We start from the raw sequence: 16,125 nt of genomic DNA, 5'->3' as shown, positions 1-16,125 counted from the left end.
CTCAGACGGTAGACGGCGGCAGTGGCAACGGCAGCCCGGGTAGTCCGTCCAGGCTCGTCGCCACGTGCTCCTTCTTCTCGAAGTACGTGCTCAGCGAGGCGTCGTCCTCGCGCGCGAAGCGCTTTCCGTGCAGGTCGCGGTCCTGCTCGTAGGCCATGAAGGGGACGGCGTACCCGCAGGTGTCCCGTACCAGCTCGGCGTGCACGACGATGATCGCGCGCAGCCCGTGCAGGCTCGTGTCGATGCCGGGGAAGCGGGCGAGCAGCTCCTTGAAGCGCGGGTCGTCACGGAAGACCGGCTCGCCGCGGCCGTGGACGCGCACGATGTTCGGCGGGCCCTGGAAGGCGCACCACATCAGGGTGATCCGCCCGTTCTCCCGCAGGTGCGCGATCGTCTCGGCGTTGGACCCGGCGAAGTCCAGGTAGGCCACGGTCAGCTCGTCCAGAACGGCGAACGAGCCCCTCAGGCCCTTGGGGGAGAGGTTGACCGTGCCCTCGCCGGAGAGCGGAGCGGTCGCGGCGAAGAACAGGGGCTGCTCCTCGATGAACGTCCTGAGCCTGCCGTCGATGCGTTCATACGTCTTTCCCATGCTCAGCGATTATCTACGGAAATCCTTCGACTGTCTAAGGAGTTTTCGGGCGCGCCGGGAGTCATGATTGACGAATCATGCAGTGGTCTGCATACTCATGCATATCGGAGTGCAGTGTGGAGGAGGATCCCGTGACCGAGCGCGTCGTACTTGCCTATTCGGGCGGTCTGGACACCTCCGTCGCCATCGGCTGGATCGCCGAGGAGACGGGCGCCGAGGTCATCGCTGTTGCGGTGGACGTCGGCCAGGGCGGCGAGGACCTGGACGTCATCCGCAAGCGCGCGCTCGCCTGCGGTGCCGTCGAGGCCGAGGTCGCCGACGCCAAGGACGAGTTCGCCGAGGAGTACTGCCTCCCGGCGATCAAGGCCAACGCCCTCTACATGGACCGCTACCCGCTGGTCTCCGCGCTGTCCCGGCCGGTGATCGTCAAGCACCTGGTCGCCGCCGCGCAGAAGCACGGCGCCACGACCGTCGCCCACGGCTGTACCGGCAAGGGCAACGACCAGGTCCGCTTCGAGGCCGGTATCGTCGCCCTCGCCCCCGGCCTCAAGTGCATCGCCCCCGTCCGCGACTACGCGATGACCCGGGACAAGGCGATCGCCTACTGCGAGGCCAAGCAGCTCCCGATCGCCACCAGCAAGAAGTCGCCGTACTCCATCGACCAGAACGTCTTCGGGCGCGCGGTCGAGACGGGCTTCCTGGAGGACATCTGGAACGCGCCGATCGAGGACATCTACGAGTACACCGCCGACCCGGCCGTCCCGCGCGAGGCCGACGAGGTGGTCATCACCTTCGAGGAAGGCGTCCCGGTCGCGATCGACGGCACTCCCGTCACCGTCCTGCAGGCGATCCAGCAGCTCAACGAGCGTGCCGGCGCCCAGGGCATCGGTCGGATCGACATGGTCGAGGACCGGCTCGTCGGCATCAAGTCCCGTGAGGTGTACGAGGCTCCGGGCGCGATCGCCCTGATCACCGCCCACCAGGAGCTGGAGAACGTCACCGTCGAGCGTGAACTCGCCCGCTACAAGCGGCAGGTGGAGCAGCGCTGGGGTGAACTGGTCTACGACGGCCAGTGGTTCTCCCCGCTCAAGCGCGCCCTGGACGGCTTCGTCCACGAGGCCGGCCGGCACGTGAACGGCGACATCCGCATGACCCTGCACGGCGGCCGCGCGGTCGTCACCGGCCGGCGCTCCCGGTCGTCCCTGTACGACTTCAACCTCGCCACCTACGACACCGGCGACACCTTCGACCAGACCGCGGCCAAGGGCTTCATCGACATCTACGGCCTGTCCTCGCAGATCGCCGCACGGCGCGATCTGCGGGCATAGCCTGACGCACACCTCGCGTAACCGACCCACTTCTCTAGGAGCAGCGCAAGTGAGCAGCAACAGCGGTGACGTTCGGCTCTGGGGCGGCCGTTTCGCCGACGGTCCCGCCGAGGCCCTGGCGAAGCTGTCCGCGTCCGTCCACTTCGACTGGCGACTCGCGCCGTACGACATCGCCGGTTCGCGTGCCCACGCCCGTGTCCTGCACAAGGCGGGGCTGCTCACGCAGGACGAGCTGACCCGCATGATCGCCGGGCTCGACCGGCTCGAGGCCGACGTGGCCTCCGGCGCGTTCGTCGGCACCGTCGCGGACGAGGACGTGCACACCGCTCTGGAGCGCGGCCTGCTCGAGCGGCTCGGCCCGGACCTCGGGGGCAAGCTGCGCGCCGGCCGGTCGAGGAACGACCAGGTGGCGACCCTCTTCCGGATGTACCTCAGGGATCACGCCCGGACGATCGGCGCTCTGATCGCCGACCTCCAGGACGCCCTGATCGGCCTCGCCGAGGCCCACCCCGATGTCGCGATGCCCGGCCGCACCCACCTCCAGCACGCCCAGCCGGTGCTCTTCGCCCACCACGTGCTGGCCCACGTCCAGTCCCTGTCCCGGGACGCGGAGCGGCTGCGCCAGTGGGACGAGCGCACGGCGGTGTCGCCGTACGGCTCCGGCGCCCTCGCCGGTTCGTCCCTGGGCCTGGACCCGGAGGCGGTCGCGCGGGACCTCGGCTTCGAGCACGGCAGTGTCGGCAACTCCATCGACGGCACGGCCTCCCGTGACTTCGTGGCGGAGTTCGCCTTCATCACCGCGATGATCGGCGTCAACCTCTCGCGGATCGCGGAGGAGATCATCATCTGGAACACGAAGGAGTTCTCCTTCGTGACCCTGCACGACGCGTTCTCCACCGGCTCCTCGATCATGCCGCAGAAGAAGAACCCGGACATCGCCGAGCTGGCGCGCGGCAAGTCCGGCCGTCTGATCGGCAACCTGACGGGCCTCATGGCGACCCTGAAGGCCCTGCCCCTGGCCTACAACCGCGACCTGCAGGAGGACAAGGAGCCGGTCTTCGACTCCTGCGACCAGCTGGAGGTGCTGCTCCCGGCCTTCACCGGCATGATCGCCACCCTCACCGTCAACCGTGCGCGCATGGAGGAACTGGCCCCGGCCGGCTTCTCGCTCGCCACCGACATCGCCGAGTGGCTGGTCAAGCAGGGCGTGCCGTTCCGTGTGGCGCACGAGGTCGCGGGGGAGTGCGTCAAGGTCGCCGAGGCCGAGAGCAAGGAGCTGGACGACCTGACCGACGAGCAGTTCGCGAAGATCTCCGCCCACCTGACCCCCGAGGTCCGCTCCGTCCTCAACGTCCCGGGCGCCCTGGCCTCCCGCAACGGTCGTGGTGGTACGGCGCCGAGTGCGGTCGCCGTCCAGCTGGCCGAGGTCAAGGCGGACGTGGCGGCCCAGCACGAGTGGGCGGACGCGAAGAAGAAGAGCTGAGGACGGCGCCCCGGGAGGGCCGTCGGCCCTTGCCGGGGCGCCGGCAACCGTGCGAGTGACCACAGCGCACCCGCACGCGCACTCGCCGAACCACCGCACGAACCGCGTTCTTGGGCGGACCCGGAGGGCATCGCGGGTTACGTTGGTCGCAAGCCGTACCGGAGCCGACCGAACGGAACCCGCGATGCCCTTCGCCCGCCTCGCAACAGCCACCACGCCGACCTGCCACATCGGCCTCGGTCTGGCCGCAGTGGGTCGCCCCGGCTAGATCAACCTCGGCCGCGAAGAAGACCTGGGAGACAACCGCAGCGCGGAGTCGCTGCGCACCCGTACCCACGAACTCCTCGACGCCGCCTACGCCCAGGGCGTGCGCTACTTCGACGTGGCCCGCTCCTACGGCCGTTCGGAGGAGTTCCTCGCCGACTGGCTGAACGCCCGCCCCGACATCGACGACGTTGTCGTCGGCAGCAAGTGGGGCTACACCTACACCGCCGGCTGGACCACCGACGCCGAGCAGCACGAGGTCAAGGACCACAGTCTCGCCGCATACGAGCGCCAGCGCGCCGAGACCGAGGCGCTGCTCGGCGAGCGGCTCGACCTCTACCAGATCCACTCGGTGACCCCGGACAGCCCGGCCCTCACCGACAAGGACCTGCACAGCCGGCTGGCCGAGGCCGCCGCCCAGGGCCTGAGCATCGGCTTCTCCACCAGCGGCCCCGCCCAGGCCGACGCGATCCGGGCCGCGCTGGAGATCACGGTCGACGGCGAACGGCTCTTCCGTACCGTGCAGTCGACGTACAACGCCCTGGAGACCTCGGCCGCTCCCGCCCTCGCCGAGGCGCACGACGCGGGCCTCACCGTGATCGTCAAGGAGGGCATGGCCAACGGGCGGCTGGCCGCGCCGTACGCCCCGGAGGTGCTGACGGCCGTCGCCGAGGAGACCTCCCTCGGCTGTGACGCGGTGGCGCTCGCCTGGATCCTGCGCCAGCCGTGGGCCGGCGTCGTCCTCTCGGGCGCCGCGACCGTCCCGCAGCTCTTCTCCAACCTGCACGCACCCGCCGTCGACCTCGACGTGGACCAGCTGACCCGCCTCGCCACGCTCGCCGAGGACCCGCGTGCCTACTGGGAGCGGCGCGGGCAGCTGCCCTGGCACTGAGAGCGTCTGCCACGACCGGCTCTCATGAATCGCCCGTGCCCACCGTGAGACACGATTGTCTCATGTGGGCTACTCTTGTCTCATGGCCCTGGATCGTGACCACGTGCTGCGCAGCGCAGCCGCCCTGCTGACCCGTAAATCCACCGCGACCATGGACGAGGTCGCCAAGGCCGCCGGGATCAGCCGGGCCACGCTGCACCGGCACTTCGCCGGGCGCGACGCCCTCGTACGGGCGCTGGAGGCGCTCGGCATCGCGGAATGCGAGGCGGCCGTGGACCGCGCCCGGCCGGACGAAGGGTCCGCGAGCGAGGCCGTACGCAGGCTGGTGCGCGAGATCCAGCCCGCCGCCGGGCTGCTCGCCTTTCTCTACGGCGAGAGCCAGCTGTGGGAGGGCGACCGGCAGAACAACGGCTGGCCGCGCCTGGACGCCCGCATCGGCGCGGTGTTCCAGCGCGGGCAGCAGTCCGGCGAGTTCCGTATCGATCTCCCCCCGGTCTGGCTCACCGAGGCGCTGTACGGGCTGGTCGCCTCGTGCGCCTGGGCCATCCTGGACGGCCGTGTGGCCGCCCGGGACTTCCCGACCATGATCGCCGAGCTGCTGCTCGGCGGCGCCGTACGAAGAGAGGAACCATGACCAGCACCCTGCAGCCGGCCCGCGTGGCGGAGACGGAGCAGCGACCGGGCCGTTGGCTCGCGCTGTCCGTCCTCGTCCTGGCCGTGCTGCTGGTGGCCGTAGACGCCACCGTCCTCGGTCTGGCAACCCCCTACATCAGCGAAGACCTCAACCCCTCGGGCACCCAGCTGCTGTGGATCGGCGACGTCTACTCCTTCGTCATCGCCGGTCTGCTCGTCTCCATGGGCAGCCTCGGGGACCGCATCGGCCGCAAGCGGATCCTGCTCTGCGGTGCCACGGCGTTCGGTGCGATCTCCGTCCTCAACGCCTATGCCACGACATCGGAGTTGATGATCCTGGCGCGGGCGCTGCTCGGTGTCGCGGGCGCGACCCTGATGCCCGCCACCCTCGCCCTGATCCGCAACCTCTTCCACGACCCCCGCGAGCGCAGCCTCGCCATCGGCATCTGGGGCGCCACCGCCTCCGCCGGAACGGCGGTCGGCCCCATCACGGGCGGTTTCCTGCTCGAACACTTCTGGTGGGGTTCGGTCTTCCTCATCAACCTGCCGGTGATGGCGGTCCTGGTCCTCGTCGGCATCCGCACGCTGCCCGAGTCCCGCAATCCGAACCCCGGCCCCTGGGACCTGATCAGCGTGGTCCTCTCCCTGGTCGGCATGATCGGCGTCGTGTACGCGGTCAAGGAGGCGGCCACGCACGGGTTCACCTGGCCGACGCTGACCGCGGGCCTGCTGGGCGTCGCCGCGCTGTACGGCTTCGTCCACCGCCAGCTCACCATGAAGACCCCGCTGCTGGACATGCGGCTGTTCAGGCGGCGCGGCTTCAGCGGGGCGGTCCTCGCCGACCTGCTGACCGTGCTCGGCATGTCCGGCCTGGTGTTCTTCCTCTCCCAGTACCTGCAACTCGTCCAGGGCAGGCGCCCGTTCGAGGCAGGACTTGCCGAACTGCCCGCCGCCGTCGGCGCGGTGGCGGCCGGCCTGGTCGCGGGACGCGCCGCCCGGCGCTTCTCGGTGCGCGCGGTGGTCTCCGGCGGTCTGGCCGGGGTCGGCCTCGCGCTGGCCGCGCTGACGACCCTGGGCGTGTCGACGGGCTACCCGGTCCTCGGTGCCGCGCTGCTGGTCGTCGGCATCGGCGCGGGCTTCTCCTTCACCGTCACCGCCGACGTGATCCTCTCCAGCGTCCCCAAGGACCAGGCGGGCGCCGCCTCGGCCGTCTCGGAGACGGCGTACGAACTCGGCGCCGCCCTGGGCATCGCCCTGCTGGGCTCGATCGTGACGGGCGTCTACCGCGACTTCACGGGTCCGACGGGAACTCCGGCGACAGCTCATGAATCACTGGGCGCGGCGGTGGAGTCGGCGACGAAAATGCCTCCGTACACAGCCGGCCGGATGCTGGAAGCGGCCCGCGAGTCCTTCGTCCACGGCCTCCACCTGGCCTCGGGCGCGGGAGCGGCGGTCCTGCTGGCGACGGCGGCGGCGGCCTGGTTCCTGCTCAGGGGCCAGAAACTGGAAAGCGCCGAATGAGCGACCCGGCCGGGGGAGCGGAGCCGTGCTCCACCGGCCGGTCACGGAGCGCAGGTCGGCCGGTGCGTCCGTGGTCATGGCCGGGGCGTACGGCAGCCCGACAAGGGTGGTGGCGAACGACGTGAGCCGAGGGACGTGCTCGCCGCTGTCGGTGCGTGCCCCCTCGTGGTGCGTGCGCGCGGTCATCGCTCGCCCCTCGGGACTGATGCCCTGCCCGGCGAGGTCGATCGGTCCATGACGTCGGCTGTGGCGTCGTGCCACGGGGCGATCTCGTCGAAGTCGGTGAGTTCGCGCCCGTCGGCAGGCCGCAGGCCGACCGGATCCCCGACGAGCCGGCGCAGCGGGGCGGATTCGGCCGGCGGCTGCTCGATCGGGAAGCACCACTGGTGGACGAACGCGAGCGCACGATGCTCGGTACCCGGTGCCTCCGCGCGTTCGAGACGCTCCCGGACACCGGTCTCGTGGCCGGCGCCGGACACGGGGAACTCCATGGCGCGTGGGATGCCGGACGGCCCGGCGGGCGCCGATGTGCCGTCACCCGGCTCACACCGGTGTGAACGCGCCGTTCGAGGGCACCCTAGGCGGCCTTGGCCTTGGTGGCGTACATGTCCACGTACTCCTGCCCGGACAGCCGCATCACCTCGGCCATCACGGAGTCGGTGACGGCCCGCAGCACATACCGGTCCCGGTCCATCCCCTCGTAACGGGAGAACTCCATCGCCTCACCGAAGCGAACGGTGACCCGGCCGGGCCGCGGGATCCCGGCCCCGCCCGGCTGCAGCTTGTCGGTACCGATCATGGCGAAGGGAACCACCGGCGCACCGGTCATCAGCGTCAGCCGCGCGATACCGGTGCGCCCCCGGTACAGCCGTCCGTCGGGCGAGCGCGTGCCCTCGGGGTAGATGCCGAAGATCCGCCCCTCCTCCAGGATCCGCCGCCCGGTCATCAGCGCGGCCACGCCGCCGTTGGCCCCGTCCCGGTCCACCGGAACCATGCCGACACCGGTGAAGAACCAGGCCATCAGGCGGCCCTTGAAGCCCTTGCCGGTGACGTACTCGTCCTTGCCGATGAAGTGCACCTGCCGCTTGGTGACCAGCGGAAGCACGATCGAGTCGATGAACGTGAGGTGATTGCCGGCCAGGATGACCGGGCCGTCCCCCGGGATGTGCTCCACGCCCTCCACCTGTGGGCGGAACATCAGGCGCATGATCGGTCCGAGCACTGCCTTGATGAGCGCGAAGCGGGACAACGGGTCCTCCGATGTCAAGGGGGGCGTTATGAGTCTGTGCAGGTGAGGACATTACTCGCGGTCCCCGGGAGAACGCACATCGAGTAAGCCCGGTTCACCCAGGTCTTACGAAGTGTTGACGCGGGTTTACCTGCGGTGGCCGCCCGGCAACGGCCCGGCGCTCCGGCCGTCCCCTGCGCCCACCGGACACACGGCGTCACCCGGGTGTTCCGGTTCAGGTCTCCCCTCGGTCACGACCACGACCCTACGATCGGCCGGACTTCACGAGAGACACGAGCTTCACGGACTACGCGCGCCACACGGGCAGCGCGTGCTTCAGGAGCGGACGCGGACGGCAGGAGACGCCATGGGCAGCGACCAGGCGAACGAGCAGACACAGGGCACCGGACGACGGGCGATACTCGGCGCGGCGGTGTTCGGCGCGAGCGGGGCGGTCCTCGGACTGCCGGGTACGGCCGGTGCGGCCGAGGCGCGGCCCGAGCGGCCCGTCGGCCGGGGCCTGAAGAGCCTGCCGGTGCCGACGATCATCGGCCACCGCGGTTCCAGCGGCTACCGCCCCGAGCACACCTTCGGCTCCTACAACCTGGCCCTGGACCTGGGTGCCGACGTGGTCGAGGCCGGTGACCTGGTCCCCACCAAGGACGGTCACCTCGTCTGCCGGCACGAGCCGGAGATCGGCGGCACCACGGACGTCGCCGACCATCCCGAGTTCGCCGACCGCAAGACCACCAAGATGCTGGACGGCGTCGCCACCACCGGCTGGTTCACCGAGGACTTCACGCTCGCCGAGCTGAAGACGCTGCGTGCCGTCGAGCGCATCCCGGCCAACCGGCCGCACAACACCCTCTACAACGGGCGCTGGGAGATCCCCACCTTCGAAGAGGTCCTCAAGTGGCAGGACGAGCAGACCCGCAAGCGCGGCAAGCAGGTCTGGATCTACCCCGAGACCAAGCACCCCACCTACTTCCGCGGGCTCGGCCTCGGCCTGGAGGAGCGGGTGGCGAAGCTGCTCGCCAAGTACGGCAAGGACGGCCGGAACTCGCCGGTCATCCTGCAGTCGTTCGAGCCCACCAGCATCCAGAAGCTCAACCAGCTGGTCGACAACCCGCTCGTCGTGCTGCTCTCCACGGCCGACAGCCGCCCCTACGACTTCGTGGCGGCGGGCGACCCGCGCACGGTCGCCGACCTGATCACGCCCAAGGGGCTCAGGGAGATCGCCGGCTACGCGCAGGGCATCGGCCCGACCCTGGACCTGGTCATCCCCAAGAACGCCGACGGCACCCTGGCCAGGCCGACCACTCTGGTCCGCGACGCGCACAAGGTGGGCCTGGTGCTGCACCCGTACACCATGCGCAACGAGAACCCCTTCCTTCCGGCGGAGTACCGCAAGGGCAGCGCGGCCGACGCCTACGGCGACCCCTTCGGCGCGTTCAGGACGTACTTCGCGACCGGCATCGACGGCGTTTTCACCGACAACGCCGACACCGGCCTGCTCGCCCGCGCCGACTTCCTGGCCGGCTGAGCCCTCGTCAACCGTTCCACCGGCAGCACCTCGTTCGGGCCGACTCCGCGCCGCCCCGGAAACCTGCCGCCGGGGCGGCGCGTCGTTCCGCATATGACGAACGACTTGGTAGCCGTCCTGCGTCCGCTGCTCACCGCCGAGGCCTCGGCCGAGGCATATGCCGCCGGGAGCGAGCCGGGCGACCTGGAGCAGGCCGTCTGGCTGCGGCTGCTGGAGCGGCTGGAGCGCGAGGGGCCGCCGCCGGACCCCGAGAGCTGGCTGCGCAAGGCCGTCCGCGCCGAGGTCCGCCGCAGCCGCCGTACCACCCGCCTCGAACGTCCCTACGGCACGGAGCCGGCCGACGACACCCGTCCCGGCCCCGAGCAGCTCGTGCTCACGGCCGCCCGGCACCGCGCCCTGCGCGAGGCGGTCCGCCGGCTGCCCGGCCGCTGCCCGCGGCTCATCGAGGCCCTGCTCTCCCCGAAGGATCTGACATACCGGGAGATCGCGGGGGAGTTGGGTATCTCACAGGGCAGCCTTGGACCGGAACGCTCCAGATGTCTGGGATGTCTACGGCGTTTGCTCACCCCGGAGGTTGCGGCGCGCGAAGCGCGGGGATAGGAGTGAGAACGACAGGCGATCAGGTGAGCGGGAGGCGTGCGCACATGGGCATGAGCGTGACCATCTCGGTGGCGACCGGGCAGGACGCGGAGCAGATCTTCAAGCTCCAGTACCTGTGCTTCCAGAGCGAGGCGGCGTTGTACGGCAACTACCGCATCGACCCGCTCGTGCAGAGCCTGGACTCCGTCCGCCAGGAGGTCGCCTCGGACTGCGTCTTCGTCGCCCGGCTCGGCGACGAGGTGGTCGGCTCGGTCCGCGGCAAGGTCACCGACGACGGCGCGGCCGCCATCGGCAGGCTCTGTGTCCACCCGCGCCTGCAGGGCCACGGCATCGGCGCCCGGCTGCTGCGCGCGGCCGAAGGGGCGCTGGCGCAGGAGCGGGGCGCCACCAGGTTCCGGCTCTTCACCGGCCACCGCAGCGAGGGCAACCTCCGCCTCTACCGCCGCTCCGGCTACGAGACGGTGGGCCGCTCCCAGGGCACCGACGGCGTAGAGATGATCATCCTGGAGAAGCAGGCGGGGACGTACGCGGCTACGGCTTGACCGCGTTCCGCGACTTCCGCAGCCAGTACATCGCGGAGATCGGCAGCAGCACGGGAATGAAGATGTACCCCATCCCGTAGTCGGACCAGACGGTGGCGTCCGGGAAGGCCGAGCTGTCGATCAGCGTCCACGTCCCCACGATCAGCACACCCGCCAGCTCGGCGGCGCAGCACACCAACGCCGCCCGCCGGGCCCGCTCCCCGCCCCGGACCAGCGTGTACGTGATGAACCCGTACACCACACCGGCCACGGCCGACAACGCGTAGGCCAGCGGTGCCCGGTGGAAATCCGTGCCGATCTGGTACGCCGAACGCGACACCGCGCCGACCACCATCACGCCGTAGAACCAGACGAGCAGCATGCCCGGTCCACTGATCAGCCGGGCCGGCTTCTCCTCGGCCGCCGTCACGTCAGCCTCCCCAGATGTCATAGAGCCGCACCTCCAGCACGGCCAGCACCACAGCGCCGGCGGCGACCGTCACCGAGCCCCAGCGGGTCCGCTCGGCCAGCGACATCATCCCCGCCGCCGGGATGCAGGCGAACGCCCCCAGCAGATACGCCACGAAGATCGTCGTGCCCTGCTCCGCCTTCTCGCCCCGCGCCAGCTGCACGATCCCGACCACGAGCTGGATCACGCCGAGCAGGGTCACCACGGCCATGCCGATGAAGTGCCAGTCCTTGGTCGGCTGGTCGCGATAGGCGGCCCAGCCGCACCAGGCGGCGAGCAGCAGCGCGGCGACCCCGGTCACCAGCGTCAGGGCATTGAGCATGCGGAGACCTTATTACGGGCGAGGTCGCGGCCGTAACGGCCCCCCGGCGCCGGTCCCGTCGTACGCCGTAGGGTCTAGACCATGACGATCCACGCACAGGCCCTCCTCTTCGACAACGACGGCACCCTCGTCTCCTCCCTCGACTCCGTCGAGCGCTGCTGGACCCGCTGGGCCCGGGAGTACGGGATCACGGCCGAGGACTTCGGCCGCGTGGAACTGCACGGCCGGCCCGCCGCCGAGATAGTCGCCGACCTGCTGCCCGCCCATCTCGTCCCGGAGGCGGTCGCACGGGTCGAGCAACTGGAGGTGGAGGACGTGCCCAACGGGGCCGTACGACTCCTGCCCGGCACGAGTGAACTCCTGGCGGCCGTGCCCGCCGACCGCTGGGCCGTCGTCACCTCCGCCACCCGGCGGCTCGCCGAGGCCCGCCTCGACGCCGTGGGCATCCTGCCCAAGACACTGATCGCCGCCGACGACATCACCCGCGGCAAGCCCGACCCCGAGCCCTACCTCCTCGCCGCCCGGCAGCTGGGCGTCGACCCGGCCCGGTGTGTCGTCTTCGAGGACGCCCCGGCCGGACTCCAGGCGGGCCGCGCGGCCGGGATGACCACCGTGGCGTTGACCACAACCCACCGGGCCGAAGAGCTGGACGCCGACCTGGTCGTGACAGACCTGTCGGCCTTGTCCGCGCTGGTCACCGACGGGGGCGTGGAGATCTCCGTCCGCGGCTGAGGTCGCGCCACGGGCTGTCCGCCGCTGTCCAGTATGCGGACAGCGGCCGCCGGTCAGGACCATGGGTCTGGTTTACTGGCACGCATGACCACGACGACGAGCCGCACCCTTGCGACCGAGGCGACCACGACGCCCGGTGCTCGTTGTACGGGTCGTCTGATGTGTCGAATGTGCGCCTTCTAGAGGGCCCCCGCATCATCTGAGCCTCGCGCCCCGAAGCGAGAGCCGTGGCATGTCCGTGCGCCGTAGGCCGTACGAGACGCACGCCCCTCCATGCCTGAACCGCATGCACCCGTGCCCGGGCACACCCACGCCCGCGCACTCGACAGTGACGGAAATCCTGTGATCACCACCTCGGGCCTGACCAAGGTCTACCGCTCGCGCGGCCGTGAGGTCACCGCCCTCGACGGCGTCGACCTGCACGTCCGCGAAGGCGAGGTCTACGGCGTCATCGGCCAGTCCGGCGCCGGCAAGTCCTCCCTCATCCGCTGTGTCAACCTGCTGGAGCGCCCCACCTCCGGCACCGTGACGGTCGCCGGACAGGACCTCACCGCCCTGGCCGGCCACAGCCCGCGCGCCGGCCGTGAGCTGCGCCGGGCGCGCAGCCGCATCGGCATGGTCTTCCAGCACTTCAACCTGCTGTCCTCGCGGACCGTTCAGGACAACGTCGAGCTGCCGCTGGAGATCCTCGGCACGTCCGGCAAGGAGCGCTCCCGCAAGGCGCTCGAACTCCTCGACCTGGTCGGCCTCGCCGACAAGGCGGGGGCCTACCCCGCCCAGCTCTCCGGCGGTCAGAAGCAGCGCGTCGGCATCGCCCGCGCCCTGGCCGGCGACCCCAAGGTGCTGCTCTCCGACGAGGCCACCAGCGCCCTCGACCCGGAGACCACCCGCTCCATCCTCCAGCTGCTGCGCGACCTGAACCGGCAGCTGGGTCTGACCGTCCTGCTCATCACCCACGAGATGGACGTCGTGAAGTCGATCTGCGACTCCGCCGCCCTCATGGAGAAGGGCCGGATCGTGGAGCAGGGCACCGTCAGCGAACTGCTCGCCACCCCGGGCTCCGAGCTGGCCGCCGCCCTGTTCCCGGTGAGCGGCGAGCGCACCGACGCCGACCGGACCGTTCTCGACGTCACCTTCCACGGCGAGGCCGCCACCCAGCCGGTCATCTCCCAGCTCTCGCGCACCTACAACATCGACATCTCGATCCTCGGCGCCGCCATCGACACCGTCGGCGGTCTCCAGATCGGCCGTATGCGCATCGAACTGCCCGGCCGCTACGAGGACAACGTGGTGCCGATCGGGTTCCTGCGCGAACAGGGCCTGCAGATCGATGTCGTCGGCCACGAGGGCCAGGAGTCCGTGCTGGTGAAGGATGGTGCCAAGTGACCTGGTCCGAGATGCAGCCGCTGCTGCAGCAGGCGTGTTCCGACACGTTCACGATGGTGGCCTGGTCCACCCTGATCGCCGTCGCCGTCGGTCTCCCGCTCGGCATCCTGCTCGTCCTCACCGACCGGGGCGGCCTGGTGCAGAACGTCGTCGCCAACAAGGTGATCGGCCAGATCGTGAACGTCGGCCGGTCCATGCCGTTCATCATCCTGATGGTCGCGCTGATGAGCTTCACGCGCTGGGTCACCGGGACCACCATCGGTACGACCGCCGCGATCGTCCCGCTCGCCATCGGCGGCATCCCGTTCTTCGCCCGCCTGGTCGAGACGGCCGTCCGCGAAGTGGACAACGGTCTGGTCGAGGCCGTGCAGTCCATGGGCGGCAACACCTGGACGATCGTCCGCAAGGTCCTCGTCCCCGAGGCGCTGCCCTCCCTGATCGCCAGCACCACCACCACGATCATCGCCCTCATCGGCTACTCCGCCATGGCCGGCACGGTCGGCGGCGGCGGCCTCGGCGACCTCGCCGTCCGCTACGGCTACCAGCGCTTCGAGACCCAGATGATGTGGATCACCGTCGCGATCCTCGCCGTCGCCATCTCGCTCATCCAGTTCGCCGGCGACTTCGCCGCCCGCTCCCTGCACCGGCGCGGCGCCCGCTCCGGCCCCGCGCCCAGGCTCCGCCTGCTGAAGGCCGAGGAGCCGGCCACGGCCGACGTCGGCAAGGCCGCGTAAGCGGCCCCACAGCCCCCGTCCCACACACGACGGGTCGCACCACCCATAAGGAAAGGCACTTTTCGTGCGTAACACCGCCAAGCTCACCACTGCCGTCCTGGCCGCCGGAGCCCTCGCCTTCGGACTCAGCGCCTGCGGCTCCTCCAACTCCGCCGGCTCCCACGACTACAGCGGCCCGCTGGTCGTCGCCGCGAGCCCGACCCCGCACGCCGAGATCCTGAACTTCGTCAAGAAGAACCTGGCGAAGAAGGCGGGCCTCGACCTCGAGGTCAAGGAGTTCACGGACTACATCACGCCGAACACGGCGACCGAGGACGGCTCGGTGGGCGCCAACTACTTCCAGAACCAGCCGTACCTGGACGACTTCAACCAGAAGCGCGGCACCCACATCGTGCCGGTCGTCACGGTGCACCTGGAGCCGCTCGGCCTCTACTCCCACAAGGTCAAGAAGGCCGACGCGCTGAAGAGCGGTGCGACCGTCGCCGTCCCGAACGACGCCGTCAACGAGGCGCGTGCCCTGAAGCTGCTCGCCGACAACGGGCTCATCACCCTCAAGGCCGGCGCCGGCAACGAGGCCACCCCGCAGGACATCGCCAAGAACCCCAAGCACCTCCAGTTCAAGGAGGTCGAGGCGGCCCAGACCCCCCGCTCCCTGGACGACGTGGACGCGGCCGTCGTGAACGGTAACTACGCCATCTCCGCGGGCCTGAAGCCGGCCAAGGACGCGATCCTCCTGGAGTCCGCGAAGAACAACCCCTACGCCAACTTCCTCGCCGTGAAGAAGGGGAACGAGAAGGACCCGCGGGTCGAGAAGCTCGCCAAGCTCCTCGTCTCGCCCGAGGTCAAGAAGTTCATCGAGGACAAGTACCAGGGCTCCGTCATTCCGTCGTTCTGAGTCCCGCAGGAGGACCGGGACGGAGAACTGAACCGATGCGCACGACCGTCATCACCGCGGCGGCCGCCGCCGTCGCTCTCGGCCTCACCGCCTGCGGCTCGGGCCCGGACTCCGGCAAGGGCGGTGGCAAGGACGGCACCCTCGTCGTCGGCGCCACCGCCGTCCCGGCCGGCGAGGTGCTCACCTATATCAAGGACCACCTCGCCGCCAGGGCCGGACTCAAGCTGGAGATCAAGGAGTTCACGGACTACGTCCTGCCGAACACCGCCCTCCAGGAGGGCTCGCTCGACGCGAACCTCTACCAGAACCAGCCCTACCTGGACGACTTCAACAAGTCCAGGGGCACGGACCTGGTCTCCGTCGTGAAGCCCTACCTGCCGCCCATGGGGGTCTACTCCCACAAGGTGAAGGCCGTTGGCAGGCTCGCCGACGGAGCCACCGTCGCCGTGCCCAACGACACCACCAACGAAGGCCGCGCCCTCGAACTCCTGGCCGCCGGAGGCCTGATCAGGCTCAGGGCGGGCGCCGGCACCGACGCGTCCCCCGCGGACGTCACGGCCAACCCCCGGCACCTGAAGTTCAGGGAGCTGGAGGCCGCCCAGCTGCCGCGCTCGCTCGACGACGTGGACGCGGCCGTCATCAACAACAACTTCGCCCAGGACGCGGGCCTCAACCCCACCAAGGACGCCATCCTGGCGGAGTCGGCGAAGAACAACCCCTACGCCAACCTCCTCGCCGTCAAACGCGGCAACGAGAAAGACCCACGGGTACAGAAGCTCGCCAGGCTGCTGGTCTCGCCCGAGGTCCGCACGTTCATCGAGGACAAGTACAAGGGGTCCGTCCTGCCGGTGACCCGGAGCTGACGGCCCGGCCACGGCGTCGGGTCGCACACGGGGTCCGCTCCCCACACCACCGGGGGAGTGGACCCCGTCGTGCGGTTCAGTGGTTTCATGCTGCATGCTGGGCAGTTCAGCGAGCCCGGTCA

Annotated in this window: 17 protein-coding genes and 1 pseudogene; 13 read left to right on the top strand and 5 right to left on the bottom strand. The window is 70.2% G+C overall.

The annotated features are described in order from the left end of the window. Window position 1: 1 nt before the first annotated feature. Complete coding sequence (locus GQF42_RS10475) at window positions 2-589, bottom strand: pyridoxamine 5'-phosphate oxidase family protein (protein ID WP_158919360.1); 588 nt, start codon at window positions 587-589, stop codon at window positions 2-4. Between the two features lie 131 nt (window positions 590-720). On the opposite strand from GQF42_RS10475, the gene GQF42_RS10470 reads away from it, so the two are divergent. From GQF42_RS10470 to GQF42_RS10450, 5 genes and pseudogenes are all read left to right on the top strand, one after another. After that, window positions 721-1,917 (top strand): argininosuccinate synthase, encoded by a 1,197-nt coding sequence (locus GQF42_RS10470; RefSeq protein ID WP_158919359.1) that lies wholly within the window; start codon window positions 721-723, stop codon window positions 1,915-1,917. Window positions 1,918-1,966: 49 nt separating this feature from the next. Continuing rightward, entirely contained in the window at window positions 1,967-3,400 is a 1,434-nt protein-coding gene (gene argH, locus GQF42_RS10465) for an argininosuccinate lyase (protein WP_158919358.1), read from the top strand. A gap of 184 nt (window positions 3,401-3,584) precedes the next feature. Further along, window positions 3,585-4,556: pseudogene (locus GQF42_RS10460) on the top strand (aldo/keto reductase). A gap of 82 nt (window positions 4,557-4,638) precedes the next feature. After that, window positions 4,639-5,190 carry a TetR/AcrR family transcriptional regulator gene (locus GQF42_RS10455; RefSeq protein ID WP_158919357.1) on the top strand — a complete coding sequence of 184 codons (552 nt, stop codon included), beginning with the start codon at window positions 4,639-4,641 and terminating at the stop codon, window positions 5,188-5,190. Beyond that, a complete protein-coding gene (locus tag GQF42_RS10450; RefSeq protein WP_158919356.1) occupies window positions 5,187-6,710 on the top strand; it encodes an MFS transporter in 1,524 nt (507 codons plus the stop codon). Before GQF42_RS10455 ends, GQF42_RS10450 begins: the two co-directional genes overlap by 4 nt. A gap of 182 nt (window positions 6,711-6,892) precedes the next feature. On the opposite strand, the gene GQF42_RS10445 is transcribed toward GQF42_RS10450, so the two are convergent. Further along, a complete protein-coding gene (locus tag GQF42_RS10445) occupies window positions 6,893-7,201 on the bottom strand; it encodes a hypothetical protein (protein ID WP_158919355.1) in 309 nt (102 codons plus the stop codon). Window positions 7,202-7,287: 86 nt separating this feature from the next. Then, window positions 7,288-7,959, bottom strand: coding sequence for a lysophospholipid acyltransferase family protein (locus tag GQF42_RS10440; protein ID WP_158929998.1), 672 nt, complete (start codon window positions 7,957-7,959; stop codon window positions 7,288-7,290). A gap of 346 nt (window positions 7,960-8,305) precedes the next feature. Between GQF42_RS10440 and GQF42_RS10435 the strand changes: the two genes are divergently transcribed. From GQF42_RS10435 to GQF42_RS10425, 3 genes are all read left to right on the top strand, one after another. Beyond that, window positions 8,306-9,481, top strand: a complete 1,176-nt coding sequence (locus GQF42_RS10435; protein ID WP_158919354.1) for a glycerophosphodiester phosphodiesterase — start codon at window positions 8,306-8,308, stop codon at window positions 9,479-9,481. A gap of 93 nt (window positions 9,482-9,574) precedes the next feature. Continuing rightward, on the top strand, window positions 9,575-10,081 hold the full coding sequence (locus GQF42_RS10430) for a sigma-70 family RNA polymerase sigma factor (protein ID WP_158919353.1): 507 nt from the start codon (window positions 9,575-9,577) through the stop codon (window positions 10,079-10,081). A gap of 44 nt (window positions 10,082-10,125) precedes the next feature. Next, window positions 10,126-10,623, top strand: coding sequence for a GNAT family N-acetyltransferase (locus tag GQF42_RS10425; RefSeq protein WP_158919352.1), 498 nt, complete (start codon window positions 10,126-10,128; stop codon window positions 10,621-10,623). Here the strand turns inward: GQF42_RS10425 and GQF42_RS10420 are convergent. Both GQF42_RS10420 and GQF42_RS10415 read right to left on the bottom strand, forming a co-directional pair. Next, on the bottom strand, window positions 10,613-11,053 hold the full coding sequence (locus GQF42_RS10420) for a hypothetical protein (RefSeq protein ID WP_199272636.1): 441 nt from the start codon (window positions 11,051-11,053) through the stop codon (window positions 10,613-10,615). The two genes, GQF42_RS10425 and GQF42_RS10420, sit on opposite strands and share 11 nt — an antisense overlap. Then, window positions 11,034-11,393: a hypothetical protein gene (locus GQF42_RS10415; RefSeq protein ID WP_158919351.1), complete on the bottom strand. Its 360-nt coding sequence runs from the start codon at window positions 11,391-11,393 to the stop codon at window positions 11,034-11,036. The genes GQF42_RS10420 and GQF42_RS10415 overlap by 20 nt, the downstream gene beginning before the upstream one ends. 81 nt (window positions 11,394-11,474) lie before the next feature. Here GQF42_RS10415 and GQF42_RS10410 point away from each other — a divergent pair, with 81 nt between their 5' ends. The 5 genes from GQF42_RS10410 to GQF42_RS10390 all read left to right on the top strand — a co-directional run bounded on the left by GQF42_RS10410 (window position 11,475) and on the right by GQF42_RS10390 (window position 16,003). After that, a complete protein-coding gene (locus tag GQF42_RS10410; RefSeq protein WP_158919350.1) occupies window positions 11,475-12,125 on the top strand; it encodes an HAD family hydrolase in 651 nt (216 codons plus the stop codon). Window positions 12,126-12,467: 342 nt separating this feature from the next. Continuing rightward, complete coding sequence (locus GQF42_RS10405; RefSeq protein ID WP_158919349.1) at window positions 12,468-13,511, top strand: methionine ABC transporter ATP-binding protein; 1,044 nt, start codon at window positions 12,468-12,470, stop codon at window positions 13,509-13,511. Beyond that, window positions 13,508-14,245, top strand: coding sequence for a methionine ABC transporter permease (locus GQF42_RS10400; protein ID WP_199272635.1), 738 nt, complete (start codon window positions 13,508-13,510; stop codon window positions 14,243-14,245). Before GQF42_RS10405 ends, GQF42_RS10400 begins: the two co-directional genes overlap by 4 nt. A 64-nt stretch (window positions 14,246-14,309) precedes the next feature. After that, on the top strand, window positions 14,310-15,140 hold the full coding sequence (locus GQF42_RS10395) for a MetQ/NlpA family ABC transporter substrate-binding protein (RefSeq protein WP_158919348.1): 831 nt from the start codon (window positions 14,310-14,312) through the stop codon (window positions 15,138-15,140). Window positions 15,141-15,175: 35 nt separating this feature from the next. Then, window positions 15,176-16,003 (top strand): MetQ/NlpA family ABC transporter substrate-binding protein, encoded by an 828-nt coding sequence (locus tag GQF42_RS10390; protein ID WP_158919347.1) that lies wholly within the window; start codon window positions 15,176-15,178, stop codon window positions 16,001-16,003. Window positions 16,004-16,125 lie beyond the last annotated feature (122 nt).

It is taken from the genome of Streptomyces broussonetiae (assembly GCF_009796285.1).
GTDB classification, from domain to species: domain Bacteria; phylum Actinomycetota; class Actinomycetes; order Streptomycetales; family Streptomycetaceae; genus Streptomyces; species Streptomyces broussonetiae.
The sequence above is the reverse complement of the archived record's forward strand: the minus strand, read 5'-3'. Positions and strand labels throughout refer to the sequence as shown.